Source organism: Puniceispirillum sp. (SeqCode), from assembly GCF_965657105.1.
GTDB lineage: Bacteria > Pseudomonadota > Alphaproteobacteria > Puniceispirillales > Puniceispirillaceae > Puniceispirillum.
Window position 1 is genome coordinate 18,914 of sequence record NZ_CBFHNB010000017.1, and the last position, 16,690, is coordinate 35,603.

Sequence of the window (16,690 nt, forward strand, 5' to 3'; positions counted from 1 at the left end):
CCAAACCATAATGGCATTCCATAAGCCTATTTCATAACCGCATTAACGTCTTTTTCATTTTTCTCCGCTATTACATATTATGCCCATGGTTACATATTATGATTTCAGAAATATCGTAAATGCGCACATGATATGCGCATCATATGATATGCCCTTATTTGATGGCATGATGCCGTAATCTGATCTGGTTGCTAAAGGACGACAAGATGCTCTTGAAATGCCCGCATTGTGATGATGAAGCCAACATCCCGAATGCCTTGAGCCACTATGAAAATATGCCAATTGCCTGTCATGCTTGTGGTGGGTTTTTCTTTGCGCCGCCACCCGATCCAGATGATCCAAATAACCCGACGCCGCCTGGTGATCGCATAATAACCCGATCAAACCGTCAAATTGAATGCGCGCATTGCGATATACCGGTTCTGATTCCCGATTGTGACACCGCTGGCGCGCGCCATAAATTCAGCTGTCCAGCCTGCCATGCTGATCTGCCGCCCCTACCAATGGACATCAAACCGCCTGAGGTGAAACCACCGCCCAAAGCCTTTAGCGCATCGCGGCCAGCCGCTAAACCCCGCACCCATATGCCGGTCAGCATTCTGGCAATAGCGATTGCGATTGGCATTGGCGTTGGTGTCGCGCTTGGCGTATTACTATCCCGGAACATGATTGCGCTTGATCTTGAGAGTCTGGCAGCGCTAAGCGATCAGCTAGGCCAGCGCTTTATCCTGTTCTGGCATCAGACATTGGCCAAACTATCAGCCGCCATCTAGCCGCCACCCAGCCGCTTTTAGGTTACTGGCCAAGCACCCTGGCAATCGCACGGCTGGTATAATCGACCATCGGGATAATTTTGGCATAATTCATATGCCGCGGGCCGATCACGCCTATAGCACCGATGATCGAACGACTGGCATTATGATAGGGCGCGATCACCATTGAACATCCGGTGTTACTGAACAGATTATTTTCGGCACCGATGAAAATCTGCACGCCGTCACCCTGTTTTGTCGCATCCAGCAGACGCAGGGCATTTTCGCGGGCTTCCAGCGCGTCGAACAGACTGCGGATTTCCGCCAGATCATCGCCAGCTTGCACATCTTCAAGCAGGATCGAATGGCCACGCAAAATCAAGGCTGCGCCCTCGTCGCCTTTGCCATCCGACCATAAGCCCAGCCCCTGTTCGACAAGCGCCGCGGTCAGCACATCGATTTCGGCTTTATTCGCGGCGATCTCACTGCGGATCATCTGCATGGCCGCCGCCATATTATGGCCTTCAAGCTTTGCATTCATATAATTATTGGCACGTGTCAGCAAGCTGGCAGGCACCCCAACAGGCAGATCAATCAGCCGATTTTCCACCTGGCCATCAGCGCGCACCAGCACCGCCAGCGCGCGGTTATCGCCGATTGGCACAAATTCAAAATGCTGTAGCCCGGCATCGCTTGACGGCGATAGTACCAGCGATGCGCATTTTGACAGGCCAGACAGCGTCTTGCTGGTCTTTTCCAGCAACTCACTGACGCTGATTCCGCGGGCGGCACATTCGCCATCGATTGAACTTTGTTCATCTTCGGCTAGATTGACATCATATTCCATCAACCCATCGACAAACAGCCGCAGGCCGCTTTGCGTTGGGATTCGCCCTGCCGAGATATGCGGCGAAAACAACAATCCAGCCTCTTCAAGATCACTCATATTATTGCGGATCGAAGCTGGCGACAGATCATAGGGCGATAATTTAGCCAGCGTACGCGATCCCACTGGCTGCCCACCATCAAGATAGGCACTTACCAAAGTATGAAAAATATCAAGGGCGCGGGGGGTAAGCCCCTTTATGCTAGCTTCCGTCATAAAGAAAATCTAAAATGATTCACTAACGCAGGTCAATCTGCATATCTATTAATCACGCATGTCAGCCTTAAACAGCGCTGACCATTATATGGGAACCGACCTATGACACGTCCATCCGGCCGCGCTTATGATGCGCTTCGTTCTATCACACTTGAACCTGGCTTTTCGCTGCATGCTGAAGGGTCATGTCTGGTGCGATGCGGCAACACGCATGTGCTATGCACCGCCTCGGTTGATGAACGCGTGCCCGCTTTTTTACGTAATTCGGGCAAAGGCTGGGTAACGGCTGAATATGGCATGTTACCGCGGTCAACCCATACCCGCAGCGACCGTGAGGCAGCCCGTGGCAAACAAGGCGGGCGCACCCTCGAAATTCAACGCTTGATTGGCCGGTCATTGCGTGCGGTGACTGATCTGAAAGCGCTTGGCGAGCGCCAGATAAAAATTGACTGTGATGTCATTCAGGCGGATGGCGGCACCCGCACTGCCTCGATCACCGGCGCATGGGTGGCGCTCAAGATCGCATGTGAAAAATTATTGCTGGCTGGTGCCATCACACGCCAGCCGATTATTGATAATGTCGCTGCCATTTCATGCGGCGTCTATAAAGGCAATCCGGTGCTTGATCTTGATTATGATGAAGATAGCAATGCCGAGATCGACGCCAATTTTGTCATGTCGGCGGATGGTGGCCTTGTTGAAATTCAGGCAACTGGCGAAGAAAAGCCGTTTTCGCGTGATGTGCTGAATGCGATGCTTGATCTGGCCGAAGCTGGCGGCACAACATTATTCGCGTTGCAAGATAAAGCCGTGCAGACTGACCCAATGAATGCAGGCTAGCCCCATAACAACCCCATAATAACATCGTTACATTTTGTAACATGTGGTTACATTAGCCCACACAGGACTTAACATCAGGATTTAACATCATGGCACCGCGCCGCTTTACCGACTCAAAACTGGTTATTGCCACGCATAACCCTGGCAAGCTTCCCGAAATTGCCGCCTTTCTTGATGGCTTTGATATTACGCTGGTGTCGGCAGGTGAACTTGGTCTTGATGAACCAGATGAAACCGAAACCAGCTTCACCGGCAATGCCATTCTCAAAGCCCGCGCGGCGGCACTGGCCTCTGGCCTACCGGCACTAGCAGATGATTCGGGGCTGGCGGTGGCAGCCTTGAACGGGGATCCGGGGATCTATTCGGCACGCTGGGCAGGGCCGGACAGGGATTTTGCCATGGCGATGCACAAGGTTGAAGATGCCTTGGCGGTCACCGGCACAACCAATCGGCAGGCGGCCTTTATGTGCGCTTTATCGATTGTCTGGCCTGACGGGCATGATGAAACGGTCGAAGGTACAGTCACAGGCAATCTTGTTTGGCCACCCCGCGGCGATAACGGGTTTGGTTATGATCCCATTTTTGTTGCTGATGGCTATGATATGAGTTTTGGCGAAATGGAACCTGACATAAAACATGCCATTGGTCATCGCGCTGATGCTTTTGCCAAACTTCTGCAACGCTGTTTTGACCAATAAGATGAGATATTTGGTTAAGATTGGCCATCTGGGTAAGATGAGATATCTGGGCATGATTAACCATCAGGGATAGGGGCGCCATGCACCACCAGACCAAAGCCACATCATCACAAGAATCCCCACAAGTTTCCCCACAGGAATCTCAATTGGGGCTATATGTGCATTGGCCATTCTGCAAGGCAAAATGCCCCTATTGCGATTTCAATTCGCATGTCAGTGCCGATATTGATGCCGATGCGTTTCTCGCCGCCTATCGCACCGAAATGGCCTATATGGCGGATCAATATGAACAGCCAGCCGCGCTATCCAGCATTTTTTTTGGTGGCGGCACGCCTTCACTGATGCCTGCCTTTGTCGTCGAGGGCATCATTGATACAGCTGCTGATATTTTCGGCTTCATGCCTGCTATCGAAATCACCACCGAAGCCAATCCAACCTCGGTAGAGGCCAGCAAAATGCTCGATTTTCATCATGCTGGTGTCAATCGCATTTCGATGGGCGTGCAGTCTCTGCGTGATGACATTTTGGCCTTTTTGGGGCGAGAACATAGTGCTGATGAAGCCCGAAAGGCACTGACCACCGTGCGCACGGCTTTTGATAATATGTCGATTGATCTGATGTATGCGACCCCCGACCAGACGCCCACAGACTGGCATGATGAATTATCGACCGCTTTGGCGTTGGGGCTGGATCATCTATCGCTTTATCAGCTGACCATTGAAAGCGGAACGCATTTCTATACGCGCCAACGGCGCGGCGAAATCATGGCACTGGATGATGATCATGCCGCCGCCTTATTTGATATCACCCGTATGTTGACACGCGATGCTGGATTGCCTGCCTATGAAATTTCCAATCATGCCAAAACTGGGCATGACTGCCGGCATAATCTGATTTACTGGCAAAGTGGCAACTGGCTTGGAATCGGGCCAGGAGCACATAGCCGCTTTACAAAGCAAGACCACCGCATTGGCATCAGCACCCGGCGTAGTCCGGCAGGCTGGCTGGACGCGATTGCCAAAGACGGGCATGCCACCGACAATCTTGTCACTGACGGTAAAAATGACTGGGCGGCAGAAATGCTGATGATGGGATTACGTCTGGCATCCGGCTTGTCATTGGCACGGGTAAGCGCGGCATGCGGCGATTATCATAACTGGCTTGATATAGACGGGTTGCGCAAATGTCATGATGCGGGGTGGCTTCTGGTTACACCTGATACCACAGCCATCAAAGCCGATACTGACATTGCAAATCTGCATATCCGCACCAGTGACGCAGGGGCGATCCGGCTAAACCATATTCTTACCGAACTGATTTTGTGACCAATATATCTTGTCCTTTTAGATTTTTCCGGGTTAGATTTTTCTGGATTAAATTTTTCCGGGCGCGCGCTGGATAATATCGGATTTACCATCCCAGATCCGGCGAATTTCATAGGCTCGGACATTACTGCCATTTTCCTGTAACCGGAAGGCACCACTATAGCCGTTAAACCCTGAATCATCGGTGATTTTTGCGGTCCATTCCGCACGGTCAATCTCGGTTAGCGATGAAACAAGTGCCATCGCGTCAAATCCCAGCCGTGCCAGTTGCCCAGTTCCGTCATGCGGCCAGATTTGCCCCCAATTATCCTCAAACACCGGATCGGCCACGCTTGGGCGTTTGGCAAATATACTGCCTTGTAGGGATGGTTCGCTCAAAAGCTGGTTCTGGTTCCATAAAGCTGTTCCTAGATACAGGCTATTATCGGGGCCGACATCATAATAAGCCAGCACCGGCGCGGTGCGCAGCGCAAAGGACGGACCGCCAGCAAAAACCACCGCGTCATAAGGTGCCTTGGTAACCAATATGTCCTCATCATCCTTTGGCTCCTGATAACGCGCGAAAGTGCGAATTTTACGTTTCAGCATCGCTTCGTCAGCCAGGTCATCTCTAGATAGAATGGCTATTTCCTCGGTTTTGAAACCGAATTCCTGAAGCCGTGATTTCGCATGAGCGGCCAGCCGCTTGCCGAAAGCTGTCGATTCGGCAAGGATCGCAAACGTCTCTCGCCCATCAGCAACCGCAAAGCCCAAAAGCGAATCAAGTTGTTGTTCAGGCAAATAGCCCATGACCCATCTTTGCGGGCCCGCGACATCTACATTATTCGAAAACACGATCATCGGAACGGCATTAAAATCGGCAATCCGTTTCACCTGCTCGACCGATTCTGTAAATAGCGGGCCAATGATAATATCAGCACCATTCTGTATCGCCTGTGCGGCGGCCAAAGCAATCGCCTTACTATCAATCACTTTGCTATCGTTCTTGCCATCACCAGCCGTATCATAGATCAGCATTTCGACCTTCGGATTGGCAATTGTGAATAATGCCAGTTCGGCACCTTTACGCAATTCCTCGCCAAATTGCTTATGCGTACCGCTTAACGGTGCCATCAAGGCAACACGCAGACGGTCTGGGTCTTTTGCTGGTAATACAAACTCATCATCATCTGGCGGCACCGGAATTTTATTTGCCAGCAAGGCAAAAGCAGCATTCAAAGCTTCATCGGCAAGCGACGGATCGGGGCCTTCAGTTACCGGCGCGGGGGCTTCGGGTATCTGTTTAGGCGCTGAAGACTGGATTTGCCAGATAATCTGATTAATCGTCGATTCGCGTTGCATTTCGGCTTCGATCGCGGCCTTGGCCATGGCGGTCGCTTCATCTTCTTCTAAAATGCTATCCGCCAGATCATTAACGATCACATCAAGCGGGTTTAGCGTATCTGGTTTGGCGTCCTCTGGCTGGTTATTATCCGACCGATTATCATCTGACACGCTATCACCTTGAAGCCGCATATCCGATACAGGCGCATCTTCGGGGCGGGGATCAGGCACCATCAATTTTTGCAGCAAGTCTATCTTGGTGGGATCAGCCTTTGAGGCAGGGGTGATACGGATCGCGTCATTTTCAGTGATCCGCGATTTTTGGGCGGCAGCGGTTGCCAGTGCGGCTTCACTTTCGGCACTCAGCACAATATCTGATCCGGCGTCGGGCTTGGGTTCGGGCGTTGGCGTCACAACCGGCACCGACGCAACCGGTCTGGGTGTGGTCGGCGACCCGCAACTTGCCATTGTCATAGCAATCACTACACAAAATAATAAACGCCAAGGCTTAGCCATAATGCCTCCCAATATGTCATCCTTATCATGGCTGGTTCATCTGCGCATGTCATTATTCGCTTGGTAGCTATTTAGTTCAACCTTATCATGCCTCCAACCTAAAGACAGCAGACAAGATACAGCATATCAAACAGGATAAATCATGCGCGATGATTATGGATTGCTATCGGTGGTGGCCACCCCGATTGGAAATCTGGGTGATTTTTCACCCCGTGCTGCTACTTGTCTTGAAGCAGTGGATATAATCGCCTGTGAAGATACGCGGATGACGCGCAAATTGCTGACCTTGACAGGCATATCCAGCGCGGCACGTTTATATGCCTATCATGACCATAATGGCCATACGATGCGCCCAAAGCTGATCAAACAGCTTCTGGCGGGCAAAAATATCGCATTGGTCAGCGATGCTGGCACCCCACTGATTTCCGATCCCGGCTTCAAGCTGGTAGCCGCGTGCCATGATCACAATATCACCGTGACGTCAATTCCGGGGCCCAGTGCGCCAATCACCGCGTTGGCGGCGGCGGGCTTACCAACTGATAAATTCATGTTTGCTGGTTTTATCCCGGCAACGTCCAAGGCCGCGCGTGATGCACTGACCGAGGTTGCATCGCTCACTTTCACCACGATCTGGTTTGCAACGCCGAAACGGCTTTCTACAACATTGCAGATGATGCGCGATATTTTTGGCGATCGACTTGCCGTTGTCGCACGCGAACTCACCAAAATGCACGAGCATATCCATCGCGGCACCTTGACCGAATTATGCAATCATTATGACACCACCGACACGCCAAAAGGCGAGCTGGTGATCCTTGTAGAAGGCCGCAAGAAAGATGAATCATTGTTCGATGATGTGACTATTGAACAGATGCTCCGCGCCGAGCTTGAAGGAGCCAGTGTACGCGACGCGGTACAGACCATCACCGACATAACCGGACAACCGCGAAAGAAAATATATAAGCTGGCGATTGATATTCAGGAATAACTGCTATAATGGCCACCGCAGATCAAACCGGATCCAACATGCCGATTGTAAACAAACCGCCGCATAAAACATCGCCGCATAAAACATCAAAGACCGCCCAATTCAAAGCGGCTGAAAAAGCTGGGCATCTGGCCGAAGCGCGCGCTGTCCTATGGTATCGGTTGCGCGGCTTTCGCATTCTGGCGCGGCGCTGGCACAGCCATGTTGGCGAAATAGATATCATCGCACAACGCGGCTCATTGCTGGTCTTTTGCGAAGTCAAATACCGCCAGCAGGACATTCATAATGCCAGCCCTTCAGCACGCCAGCAAAAACGCATCACACGCGCCGCGTCCCTATTCATAGCCGCATCACCCCAACACCATAATCATCAATGCCGCTTTGATGTGATTTTGATCGAACGGAAACCACATGCCTTGTGGTCACGCTTGATACCCATTATTAATGCCTGGTAAACCCCTATAGGTCTTGACCATAATGCAACAACTTGTCACATTTAAGCGGCTTACCAAAGCCGGAATAAACCCAATAGGAGATCGTCCATGCAGGCGTCACGCCCTTTTCATATGTCAACAATGACACGTCTTACAGCTTGTATGCTGTTATTGGCATCGCTTGCGCTACAGGGCTGTGTAGCGGCTGCGGTTGGTGTTGGCACGGCTGCGGTGGCGGCGTCATCGACGGAAAAAGGGCTTTCGACATCGGTATCTGACAGCGTCATCTTCACCAAGCTGCATGACAAATTCATCCAGAACGACGCCAGCCTTGGCACCGTTGTTGATGTGACTGTTAATGATGGTGCGGTATTGATGACAGGCAAGGTGAAAACCCCTGAAGAAAAAGTGCTGGCCACCAAGCTGGCATGGGAAATCAAAGGTGTCCGCGAAGTGGTCAATGAAATTCAGATCACCGATACCTCTAAACTCAAGGATGTAGCCAAGGATCTGGCGGCCAGTGCGCAATTGCGCGGCAAGCTGATTACTGATGGCACTATTTCATCACTTAATTTCAGCATTGATGTGGTGAATGGCATTGTATATCTGTCAGGCGTTGCCGCTTCAACAGACGAGATGAATGCGGTTATTGCCCATGCGCAGGATTTGCGCTTTGCCCAGCAGGTGGTCAATTACATCAGCCTTGCCAGCGATACACGCGATTAGTCCGGCTCATGACATCGCCCATAAATGCGCCCAAAACCCTCTCCATTGCCATCCAGATGGATCCGGTAGCCACGATTGCGATCGCTGGCGACACCAGTTTTGCCTTTGGCCTGGAAGCCCAAAAACGCGGCCATAGCCTGTGGTATTACACCCCCGATAAGCTCAGCTTGAATGACTCTCGCATCGAAGCGCGCGGCCAGTCGCTGCAGCTATTTGATCAGGATGGCGATCATTTCGCTGTTGGTGCCCACGAGATACGTCCGCTTACCGATTTTGACGTGGTGCTGATGCGCCAGGATCCGCCTTTCGATATGGCTTATATCACCGCCACACATTTGCTGGAAATGCTGCCGCCAACAACTATGGTGGTCAATAATCCAGCCGAGGTGCGCAACGCGCCAGAAAAGCTACTGGTCACCTTATTTCCTGAATTGATGCCGCCAACCTTGATAAGCCGTGATCCGGCAACGATTGCCGCCTTTCGGGCAACGCATCGCGATATTATCGTCAAACCACTATTTGGCAATGGCGGAGCAGGCGTATTCCGCCTGCGCGAAGATGACCAGAATCTCAGCGCCTTATTGGAAATGTTTTTTGCAACCAGCCGTGAACCGGTGATGGTACAGGCCTATATTCCAGCCGTGACCAAAGGCGATAAACGCGTCATTCTTGTCGATGGTGAGCCTGTTGGCGCGGTGAATCGGATTCCGCAAACAGGCGAGGCGCGTTCCAATTTCCATGTTGGTGGCAGTGCCGCCGCGACTGAACTTACCGCGCGTGATCTCGACATATGTCGCGCCATTGGTCCGGAATTGCGCCGGCGCCAGCTACTATTTGTCGGCATTGATATCATCGGCGATTATATCACTGAAATTAATGTCACTTCGCCGACAGGCATTCGCGAGATTCTACGTCTATCCGATATAGATATCGCGGCGCTGACCTGGGATGCGATCGAACGCATCCATCCGAGTTACGCAAATAACGGCATTGCCCGATAGGCCAGCGCTTCTGCAAGATGTTCGCGCGTGACCTCTGGCCTATCGTTCAGATCGGCAATTGTGCGCGCCACCCGCATAATCTTATGATAGGCGCGCGCGGATAATTGCTGTTGTTCAAGGGCTGATTTCAACAATGTCTTTGCCGCATCTTCCAGCACAATCGCCGCATCCAGATCATCGCCTGACAGCTTGGCATTGAGCGTGCCATCCGCCTGACAGCTTCGCCCCATCGCCACAGTGCGCGCGGCCATGATCCGGTCAAAAATCACCGCCGACCGTTCCGCCGCTTCATCAGCCATCAACATCTGCGGCGTCACTTCTGGCACTTCGATAATCAGATCAAAACGATCCATAACGGGGCCTGATACTTTGGCGCTATATTGCCGTCCACATGCTGGCGCTCGGCTACAGGCACGTGCTGGATCACCCAGATAACCACAACGACAAGGATTCATCGCTGCAATCAGCTGAAATTCTGCCGGATAGGTATAGTTATTATTCGCCCGCGCGACGACAACTTTGCCTGTTTCCAAAGGCTGACGCAGCGAATCCAGCACCACGCGGCTGAATTCAGCCAACTCGTCCAGAAACAGAACCCCATGATGCGCCAGCGATATTTCCCCTGGCTTGGCGCGCATGCCGCCACCGACCAACGCCGCCATCGATGCTGAATGATGCGGCTCACGAAAGGGACGGTCACGAATCAAACCGCCATCGGATAACTGACCGGCAATGGAATGAATCATTGTCACCTGCAACGCTTGTTCCGGGGTTAAGGGGGGCAGCAATCCGGGCAATCGTGCTGCCAGCATTGATTTCCCTGCGCCAGGCGGACCAATCAGCAACAGATTATGTCCACCCGTAGCCGCGATTTCGAGTACCCGCCGTGCTGTTAGCTGGCCGCGCAGATCCGCCATATCGGGATACTGACTTTGGCTGGTCGCTATTTTGGGTGTAGGTGGATGCAGAATTTGACGTCCACGTACATGATTGAGCAATGCTAGAATATCCGCCGGTGCCAGAATATCAATATTACCAGCCCAGGCCGCTTCGGCACCCGATGCCGCTGGACAGATCAGATTCTGCTGGCGGCTACTGGCAAAAATCGCTGCCGATAAGGCGCCCGATACTGGCTGAATCGCACCATTCAATGATAATTCACCCAACACAACGCGGTCAGCCACCGCATCCGCAGGGATCACCCCCATTGCAACAAGCAAACCAAGCGCAATCGGCAGATCAAAATGCGCACCCTCTTTCAAAACATCGGCTGGTGCCAGATTAATCGCAATCCGTTTTGGCGGCAGAGACAGGCCAATTGACGATAGCGCCGCGCGTACCCGTTCCTTGGATTCAGCGACCGATTTATCCGCCAGTCCAACAATCGCCATCGCTGGCAAGCCATTGGCAATATGCACCTGCACATCAACAGCAATCGTATCGATGCCGCGAAAGGCAACTGTCTGGATATGTGCATGCATAAATGGCATCCGTGATCATGAATGACCATTTTGGATGAGCCAAAAGATTGCCGCAAGTTGATTAGATTTTTATGATATGCGCTGGAAAATATAGAACTGAAAAACCCAGCGTCTGATTACCCCTGTTTGCTCAACATCGGGCCAGTCGGCGCACCGCCAATCACATGCATATGCAGATGCGGCACCTCTTGATGCCCATTAACACCGATATTCGAAATAATCCGATAGCCTGTTTCACTGATGCCGGTTTTTTCGGCAACGCGCTGGATTGCCTTAGCAAAGCCTGCAATTTCTGCGGCCGAGGCATTGCTGGCAAAATCGGTATAATCCACATAGCGCCCTTTGGGGATCACCAGCACATGCACGGGTGCTTGTGGGGCAATATCATGAAATGACAAGGTGAAATCATCCTCGTCGCATTTATGACATGGAATGTCGCCGCGCAGGATTTTCGCAAAAATATTATTATCGTCATATGAAGCCATTACATCACCCCCGTTACATTATCTATAGGGCTTTGTGATAATAATAGCCCATCACATATTTACCATCGACCTTGGCATAATATTCATTGCTGGCATAGCGTTTGAAACCGCGAGCTTCAAAGGACTGGATCGCCCGGTTCTGGGTCGCACGCACATCAAGGTTAATCATCGAAAACCCTTCGGATTTAGCCAGCGCTTCGGCCTCGCCAATCATCTTTTGCGCCAATCCATGACCACGCGCCCAAGGGGCGACAAAGAATGTTGTCAGATTACAGCTAAATGACTGCGCTTCGTTATTGCGCGGCGGGCGTACAATCTGGCAACAGCCGCCAATCATCTTATCAAGGCGTGCCGCAATCAGATGCCGTTCGGGAATCATTAGAACACCACGCCAGTAATCTTCCATCACCGAACGTGGCGGCGGCGTCAACCAGCCAAAACCGCCACCCGATTTAATAGCTTCTTCGGCCGCATCACATAATTCATTAATGTCGCTTGCTGTCAGGTTCGCTACTGTTTCGACTGACAATTTTGCCACATGATCTTTCAGAATTTCGGGCGTCATTCGGAACATCCTCGATGTTGGGCATAGCAACACATATGACTATGTAACGGGCGGCATGATGCAAAATAAATATGGCTGAATTACAAAATTATTAAACTGGTGAATCATATGCACACCTGTTGCAATCAATTATCTACCTATTTACTTATTTCGCGAACCTTTTAACACAACAACACAAAATTGGAACCGCCTGTTTGACTTTTATCGCATTATTTATATCGGGATTTATGTCAGGCGCTTTTCCAACGCGGTCAAAAGCTGCTGGCAATCCTGATCATCCAGCCGTTCGATATTCTGGGCCAGCATATTAGCCAACATCACCGCATCAGGCGTATGTTTGCGCACATCTATCGTTGGTTTCGGATGCGATAATGTCGCCAATCGCTTCAAGTCTTCGGCATCATCCCAGATCAGGCCAAGCCATACACATATCTGATCGACAAGCACCGTTGAAGGCTTGCCTCGTGCGCCATTTTCCAAAGCCGAGATATAGGCTTTCGACACGCCTAGAAAATCGGCTTGTTGTTGCTGGGTGACATTCTTATCTGCCCGCAATTGACGCATTTTACGTCCAAAGGGTGTCATTTTCGTTCACGCTGGCGGCGCAACAGCACATAAAGCGCACCTGCCCCGCCATCGCTTGGCTTGGCTTGCGCCATCGCCAGTACCAGCTGTGAAAGTGGTGCGCTTTTAAGCCAGTCTGGCACCGCGCTTCTTAAAATACCTGTCCCGCGCGCACCTTTGCCGGTAATAACCAGAATGCACCGGTAACCGGATGCTTTGGCTTGACTTAGAAACTGGGTCAGTTTTTGTTGCGCTTGGGCTGCGTTATAGCCATGCAGGTCAAGCCGGGCGTCGATTTTCACATCCCCGCGGAATAGCCGTTTTTGCGTGCCGCCATCGATACCGGCGGTTTCCCCCGCCCGCAGATCAACAGGCGATGTTTTGGCCGATGTTTTGGGTGATGTGTTGGCCGATGTCTTTGGTAATGCAAAACCCACCATATTGGCAGATCTTGGTTTTGCGCCCGCTTGTGGGCGTTTCGACGGTGACATGCCACCATCATCACGACCTTGATTGTGCCCCTGATGATTTAGATCATTCCCAATATAGCGCCGATTTTGCTGAACCGCCGGTTTGACCAGCGCCGTTACGCGTTGCCATAAAACATGGTCGTCTTCATCTGTTCTATCGGTTTTGGCACGCTCATCGGCCATAACCATTATTCCCCATCACCATTAGCTGTCGTCATCGGCGGTTTCAGTTTCAACCAGCTTCCAGTTTGGATCATTCAACGTCAGATCACGCTCGAACGTCCAGATATCAACGATTTCCTGTGACTGGCTTTCATCTTCATCGATTATATTTTCATCGGCATCACGCGCGATACGCGTTTGCACCGAATGGAAATGTACAGTGACCGCAGCAACCGAATCAACAACAGCGATATTAAGGATGCTGGCTTCCTTTATGGTCTCCAGCTCAATTGTCAGGCTTTCCTTATTCGCATTGCGCTTCTGGATCGACTGCGTAAAGCTTTGCAACAGATCATAGCCAAGCAACCGCTTCAGCTGTGCCAGATCACCCTCGGCATAAGCGCGCAAGACCATCTCGAAAGCTTGTGTCGCACCGCCCAGAAAGGCCGCTTCGGTAAAATTACGATCGGCTTTGCGTAGCGTTTCAAGCCCATGGCCATTTAACGCAGCAGCTTCATCCTTATTACTGGGAAAGGGAACCACGTCCCCGTCATTGGCAGCCTGCATGGGTTTCTTTTCCTGCGGTTGCTCAAAACCCGTGCGCTGACCAAGCACCGATTTCAGCCGCAAAACCAGCAACACCGCAATGACCGCAAAAATGATAATATCTATATAGGGCACGTTGTCTCCTGTGCTTTTGAGCTAGCTCACATGATATCAAGCTAGAAAATATCTTCTATAGATGACATATGTGTATTACAAAATCCAGTTTCCAGCTTAAATAGGGTAAAATCATGCCTAAAGGAACAAAATACCCAAAGGAATAATATGAACCTAATCATCCTGCTAATCTTTTTTATCTGGGGATGGATCGAAATTAGCGCCTTTATTGTTATCGGTAGTGAAGTTGGCGTTGTGCTGACCATTCTTGGTGTTTTCGTCACCGCCATGATCGGTGTTTCCTTGCTGAAAAGCCAGGGACGCGCGGTTATGAACAGCTTGCGCACTGATATCGCACAGGGGCGGCCACCGATGAAATCAGTGGCTGACAGCATCGGCCTATTATGTGGGGCGGTTCTTATGCTGTTGCCTGGCTATGTAACAGATGCGATAGGTCTAGCGCTGTTTTTGCCTGGTATCCGCACGGTGGCTGGCCTGTGGCTGGCGACACGGCTTGGCAAAAGTGCGCGCTTTACCAGCTATGCTGGCGCAGCGCATGCAGGTTCAAGCAATCATAATTCACATTTTGGGCCAAATTCTGGATCAAGACATCAGCAATCATCATCGACACCTAATAGGCATCAATGGGATAATAATGACATCATCGAAGGCGAAGCCGAAGACAAGACCCCGGATCAGGGATCAACAGCCAGAAAATCGGACAAGAAACTGAAATAACAGAGCGTCAGTTTTATTTTGATAGCCGTTATGATGACGGCCTTCATAGGTGCCATATCTTGCGGCCAGACCCTGTTCATGTTAGATGGCCTTTATAGATAACCAATTGCTTTAATGCGCCGCCCCAAATCATGCCCGTTCTGTTATAATAAACAGCGTGACGATATAATTCGAAACCGGAGATTCCAATGGCCAAAAATTCAAAAACCACAGATTCAGCTGCTGCCGACGGCGCTACCGAAAACACCCAGGCGATGCGCCAGCTTATCATGCACGCGCAATATATTAAGGATCTGTCTTTTGAAAATCCGAACGCGCCAAACGTTCTAACTGAGAACACCGCCCAGCCAGACGTCGAAATTGGCGTTAATGTTGGCGCCAAGATGATAGGCGAAGGCCAGTTTGAAGTGCTGCTGAATCTAACAGCCAAGGCCAAGGCTGAGGACACCGCTTTGTTCCTTGTTGATCTGACCTATGCTGGCGTTGTCTCCGCGCCAAACACCCCCGAAGATGAGTTGAACCCGCTTATCATGATCGAAGCGCCGCGTTTGCTATTCCCCTTTGCCCGCGCCATTGTGTCCGACATGACTCGCGATGGTGGTTTCATGCCGCTGAACATCCAGCCAGTCGATTTCGTCGCTGTTTATCAGCATAATCTGGCACGCCAGCAAGACGCGCAGGCTGAGTCTGGTGAAGTTCACTAAACCCCAAACAATTTAGCAACGATATAATCCGCAGCATCTATTGCCGCCAGATCGGATTTTCGATGCCATCAATAAAGGCGTCATGCGCTGCTTGTTCTTCTGGGCTTGGCGCATGTGCACGAATCGGGCGGATCACGGTCTCGGACATGGCAAAATGACCAGTGCCATTGGCCGCATCAGCCGACCCAGCTATTCCAGCTTGTTCTGCCCGCGAGCCAGCCCCTGATCGGGTGCCATTATCCAATCCAAGGCCTGGCTGTTTACCACCAAGCAATTCAATATAGACCGAAGCAAGCAGATCAGCATCGATCAAGGCGCCATGCAGATCACGATGCCCGTTATCAATCTCGAAACGGCGGCATAAAGCATCCAGATTGGCTTGCGCCCCGGGAAATTTCTTACGCGCCATCATCAAGGTATCAACGGCGCGATCCATCGGCAAAACGGGCCTGTTAAGCCGGGCTAGCTCGGCATTCAGAAACCCCATGTCAAAAGGCGCATTATGGATCACCATCGGATCACCCCCGATAAACGCCAGAAATTCATCGACAATATCGGCGAATAACGGCTTATCGGCCAGAAACGCACTGGTCAGCCCGTGAACCTTGACCGCGCCTTCGTCAATCTCGCGTTCGGGATTGATATAGATATGCAATTTATTTCCGGTGGGCAAATGATGCAGCAACTCAAGACAGCCAATTTCGATGATACGATGGCCATCTCGTGGGTTTATGCCGGTGGTTTCGGTATCAAGGGCGATTTCGCGCATTAATTATCCTTTTAACTATAGATTTACAGGTTAGGTAGATATACAGGGTCAGGGCTATAGAGGTTTGGCCTGATGTGTATCGCATGTCGCCCGATCATCTTCAAACTCCTGATCTTTGTTAAAACCAAGACCTACCAGCCATGATTCCAGCTGCGCGCGCGTATCGGCGATCGGAATATCTGTATCCAGCACCAGATCGGCACGGCTGATTTTTTCGGCAGCCGGCATCTGGTTTTGCAAAATGCCCGCCAGCTTATCGGCATTCATGCCTGCACGCGACAAGGCACGTTGTGCGATCACATCATCAGCGGCGTTGGTCACAATCACATAATCACATATTTCATCACCGCCCGTTTCGAATAGCAACGGTATATCTAACACCACGAA

Annotated in this window: 20 protein-coding genes; 10 read left to right on the forward strand and 10 right to left on the reverse strand. The window is 51.2% G+C overall.

The window, feature by feature from the left end:
* Positions 1 to 206: 206 nt before the first annotated feature.
* Positions 207 to 773, forward strand: a complete 567-nt coding sequence (locus ACTF7Q_RS03950) for a hypothetical protein (RefSeq protein WP_438996551.1) — start codon at positions 207 to 209, stop codon at positions 771 to 773.
* 22 nt (positions 774 to 795) lie between these two features.
* On the opposite strand, the gene hrcA is transcribed toward ACTF7Q_RS03950, so the two are convergent.
* Positions 796 to 1,854, reverse strand: coding sequence for a heat-inducible transcriptional repressor HrcA (gene hrcA, locus ACTF7Q_RS03955; RefSeq protein ID WP_438996552.1), 1,059 nt, complete (start codon positions 1,852 to 1,854; stop codon positions 796 to 798).
* Between the two features lie 102 nt (positions 1,855 to 1,956).
* Here hrcA and rph point away from each other — a divergent pair, with 102 nt between their 5' ends.
* From rph to hemW, 3 genes are all read left to right on the forward strand, one after another.
* Complete coding sequence (rph, locus tag ACTF7Q_RS03960; protein WP_438996553.1) at positions 1,957 to 2,694, forward strand: ribonuclease PH; 738 nt, start codon at positions 1,957 to 1,959, stop codon at positions 2,692 to 2,694.
* Positions 2,695 to 2,783: 89 nt separating this feature from the next.
* Positions 2,784 to 3,392 carry an RdgB/HAM1 family non-canonical purine NTP pyrophosphatase gene (rdgB, locus tag ACTF7Q_RS03965; protein WP_438996554.1) on the forward strand — a complete coding sequence of 203 codons (609 nt, stop codon included), beginning with the start codon at positions 2,784 to 2,786 and terminating at the stop codon, positions 3,390 to 3,392.
* 80 nt (positions 3,393 to 3,472) lie between these two features.
* Entirely contained in the window at positions 3,473 to 4,717 is a 1,245-nt protein-coding gene (gene hemW, locus ACTF7Q_RS03970; protein ID WP_438996555.1) for a radical SAM family heme chaperone HemW, read from the forward strand.
* A 48-nt stretch (positions 4,718 to 4,765) separates the two neighbouring features.
* On the opposite strand, the gene ACTF7Q_RS03975 is transcribed toward hemW, so the two are convergent.
* Positions 4,766 to 6,514: a penicillin-binding protein activator gene (locus tag ACTF7Q_RS03975; RefSeq protein ID WP_438996556.1), complete on the reverse strand. Its 1,749-nt coding sequence runs from the start codon at positions 6,512 to 6,514 to the stop codon at positions 4,766 to 4,768.
* Positions 6,515 to 6,698: 184 nt separating this feature from the next.
* Between ACTF7Q_RS03975 and rsmI the strand changes: the two genes are divergently transcribed.
* The 4 genes from rsmI to gshB all read left to right on the forward strand — a co-directional run bounded on the left by rsmI (position 6,699) and on the right by gshB (position 9,705).
* Positions 6,699 to 7,544, forward strand: coding sequence for a 16S rRNA (cytidine(1402)-2'-O)-methyltransferase (rsmI, locus tag ACTF7Q_RS03980; RefSeq protein ID WP_438996557.1), 846 nt, complete (start codon positions 6,699 to 6,701; stop codon positions 7,542 to 7,544).
* An 8-nt stretch (positions 7,545 to 7,552) separates the two neighbouring features.
* A complete protein-coding gene (locus tag ACTF7Q_RS03985) occupies positions 7,553 to 7,999 on the forward strand; it encodes a YraN family protein (protein WP_438996558.1) in 447 nt (148 codons plus the stop codon).
* 87 nt (positions 8,000 to 8,086) lie between these two features.
* Positions 8,087 to 8,704, forward strand: a complete 618-nt coding sequence (locus tag ACTF7Q_RS03990; protein ID WP_438996559.1) for a BON domain-containing protein — start codon at positions 8,087 to 8,089, stop codon at positions 8,702 to 8,704.
* Between the two features lie 8 nt (positions 8,705 to 8,712).
* Positions 8,713 to 9,705, forward strand: a complete 993-nt coding sequence (gene gshB, locus ACTF7Q_RS03995; protein WP_438996560.1) for a glutathione synthase — start codon at positions 8,713 to 8,715, stop codon at positions 9,703 to 9,705.
* Here gshB and ACTF7Q_RS04000 read toward each other — a convergent pair.
* The 6 genes from ACTF7Q_RS04000 to ACTF7Q_RS04025 form a co-directional block, all read right to left on the reverse strand.
* Entirely contained in the window at positions 9,678 to 11,186 is a 1,509-nt protein-coding gene (locus ACTF7Q_RS04000) for a YifB family Mg chelatase-like AAA ATPase (RefSeq protein ID WP_438996561.1), read from the reverse strand. The genes gshB and ACTF7Q_RS04000 overlap by 28 nt on opposite strands.
* Positions 11,187 to 11,302: 116 nt before the next feature.
* Positions 11,303 to 11,671, reverse strand: coding sequence for a histidine triad nucleotide-binding protein (locus tag ACTF7Q_RS04005; protein ID WP_438996562.1), 369 nt, complete (start codon positions 11,669 to 11,671; stop codon positions 11,303 to 11,305).
* A 22-nt stretch (positions 11,672 to 11,693) separates the two neighbouring features.
* Positions 11,694 to 12,236, reverse strand: a complete 543-nt coding sequence (locus ACTF7Q_RS04010) for a GNAT family N-acetyltransferase (RefSeq protein WP_438996563.1) — start codon at positions 12,234 to 12,236, stop codon at positions 11,694 to 11,696.
* Between the two features lie 225 nt (positions 12,237 to 12,461).
* Positions 12,462 to 12,821, reverse strand: coding sequence for a helix-turn-helix transcriptional regulator (locus ACTF7Q_RS04015; RefSeq protein WP_438996564.1), 360 nt, complete (start codon positions 12,819 to 12,821; stop codon positions 12,462 to 12,464).
* A complete protein-coding gene (locus ACTF7Q_RS04020; protein ID WP_438996565.1) occupies positions 12,818 to 13,453 on the reverse strand; it encodes a Smr/MutS family protein in 636 nt (211 codons plus the stop codon). The genes ACTF7Q_RS04015 and ACTF7Q_RS04020 overlap by 4 nt, the downstream gene beginning before the upstream one ends.
* Positions 13,454 to 13,474: 21 nt before the next feature.
* A complete protein-coding gene (locus ACTF7Q_RS04025) occupies positions 13,475 to 14,113 on the reverse strand; it encodes a Tim44/TimA family putative adaptor protein (protein WP_438996566.1) in 639 nt (212 codons plus the stop codon).
* A 147-nt stretch (positions 14,114 to 14,260) separates the two neighbouring features.
* Between ACTF7Q_RS04025 and ACTF7Q_RS04030 the strand changes: the two genes are divergently transcribed.
* A complete protein-coding gene (locus tag ACTF7Q_RS04030) occupies positions 14,261 to 14,830 on the forward strand; it encodes an FxsA family protein (RefSeq protein WP_438996567.1) in 570 nt (189 codons plus the stop codon).
* A gap of 188 nt (positions 14,831 to 15,018) precedes the next feature.
* Complete coding sequence (gene secB, locus ACTF7Q_RS04035; protein ID WP_438996568.1) at positions 15,019 to 15,534, forward strand: protein-export chaperone SecB; 516 nt, start codon at positions 15,019 to 15,021, stop codon at positions 15,532 to 15,534.
* A gap of 37 nt (positions 15,535 to 15,571) precedes the next feature.
* Here secB and dnaQ read toward each other — a convergent pair whose 3' ends face one another.
* Together dnaQ and ACTF7Q_RS04045 are read right to left on the reverse strand one after the other, a co-directional pair.
* Positions 15,572 to 16,303: a DNA polymerase III subunit epsilon gene (gene dnaQ / locus ACTF7Q_RS04040; protein ID WP_438996569.1), complete on the reverse strand. Its 732-nt coding sequence runs from the start codon at positions 16,301 to 16,303 to the stop codon at positions 15,572 to 15,574.
* A gap of 54 nt (positions 16,304 to 16,357) precedes the next feature.
* Positions 16,358 to 16,690, reverse strand: a 333-nt coding sequence (locus ACTF7Q_RS04045) for a dephospho-CoA kinase (protein ID WP_438996570.1), incomplete at its 5' end; no start/stop codon positions are given.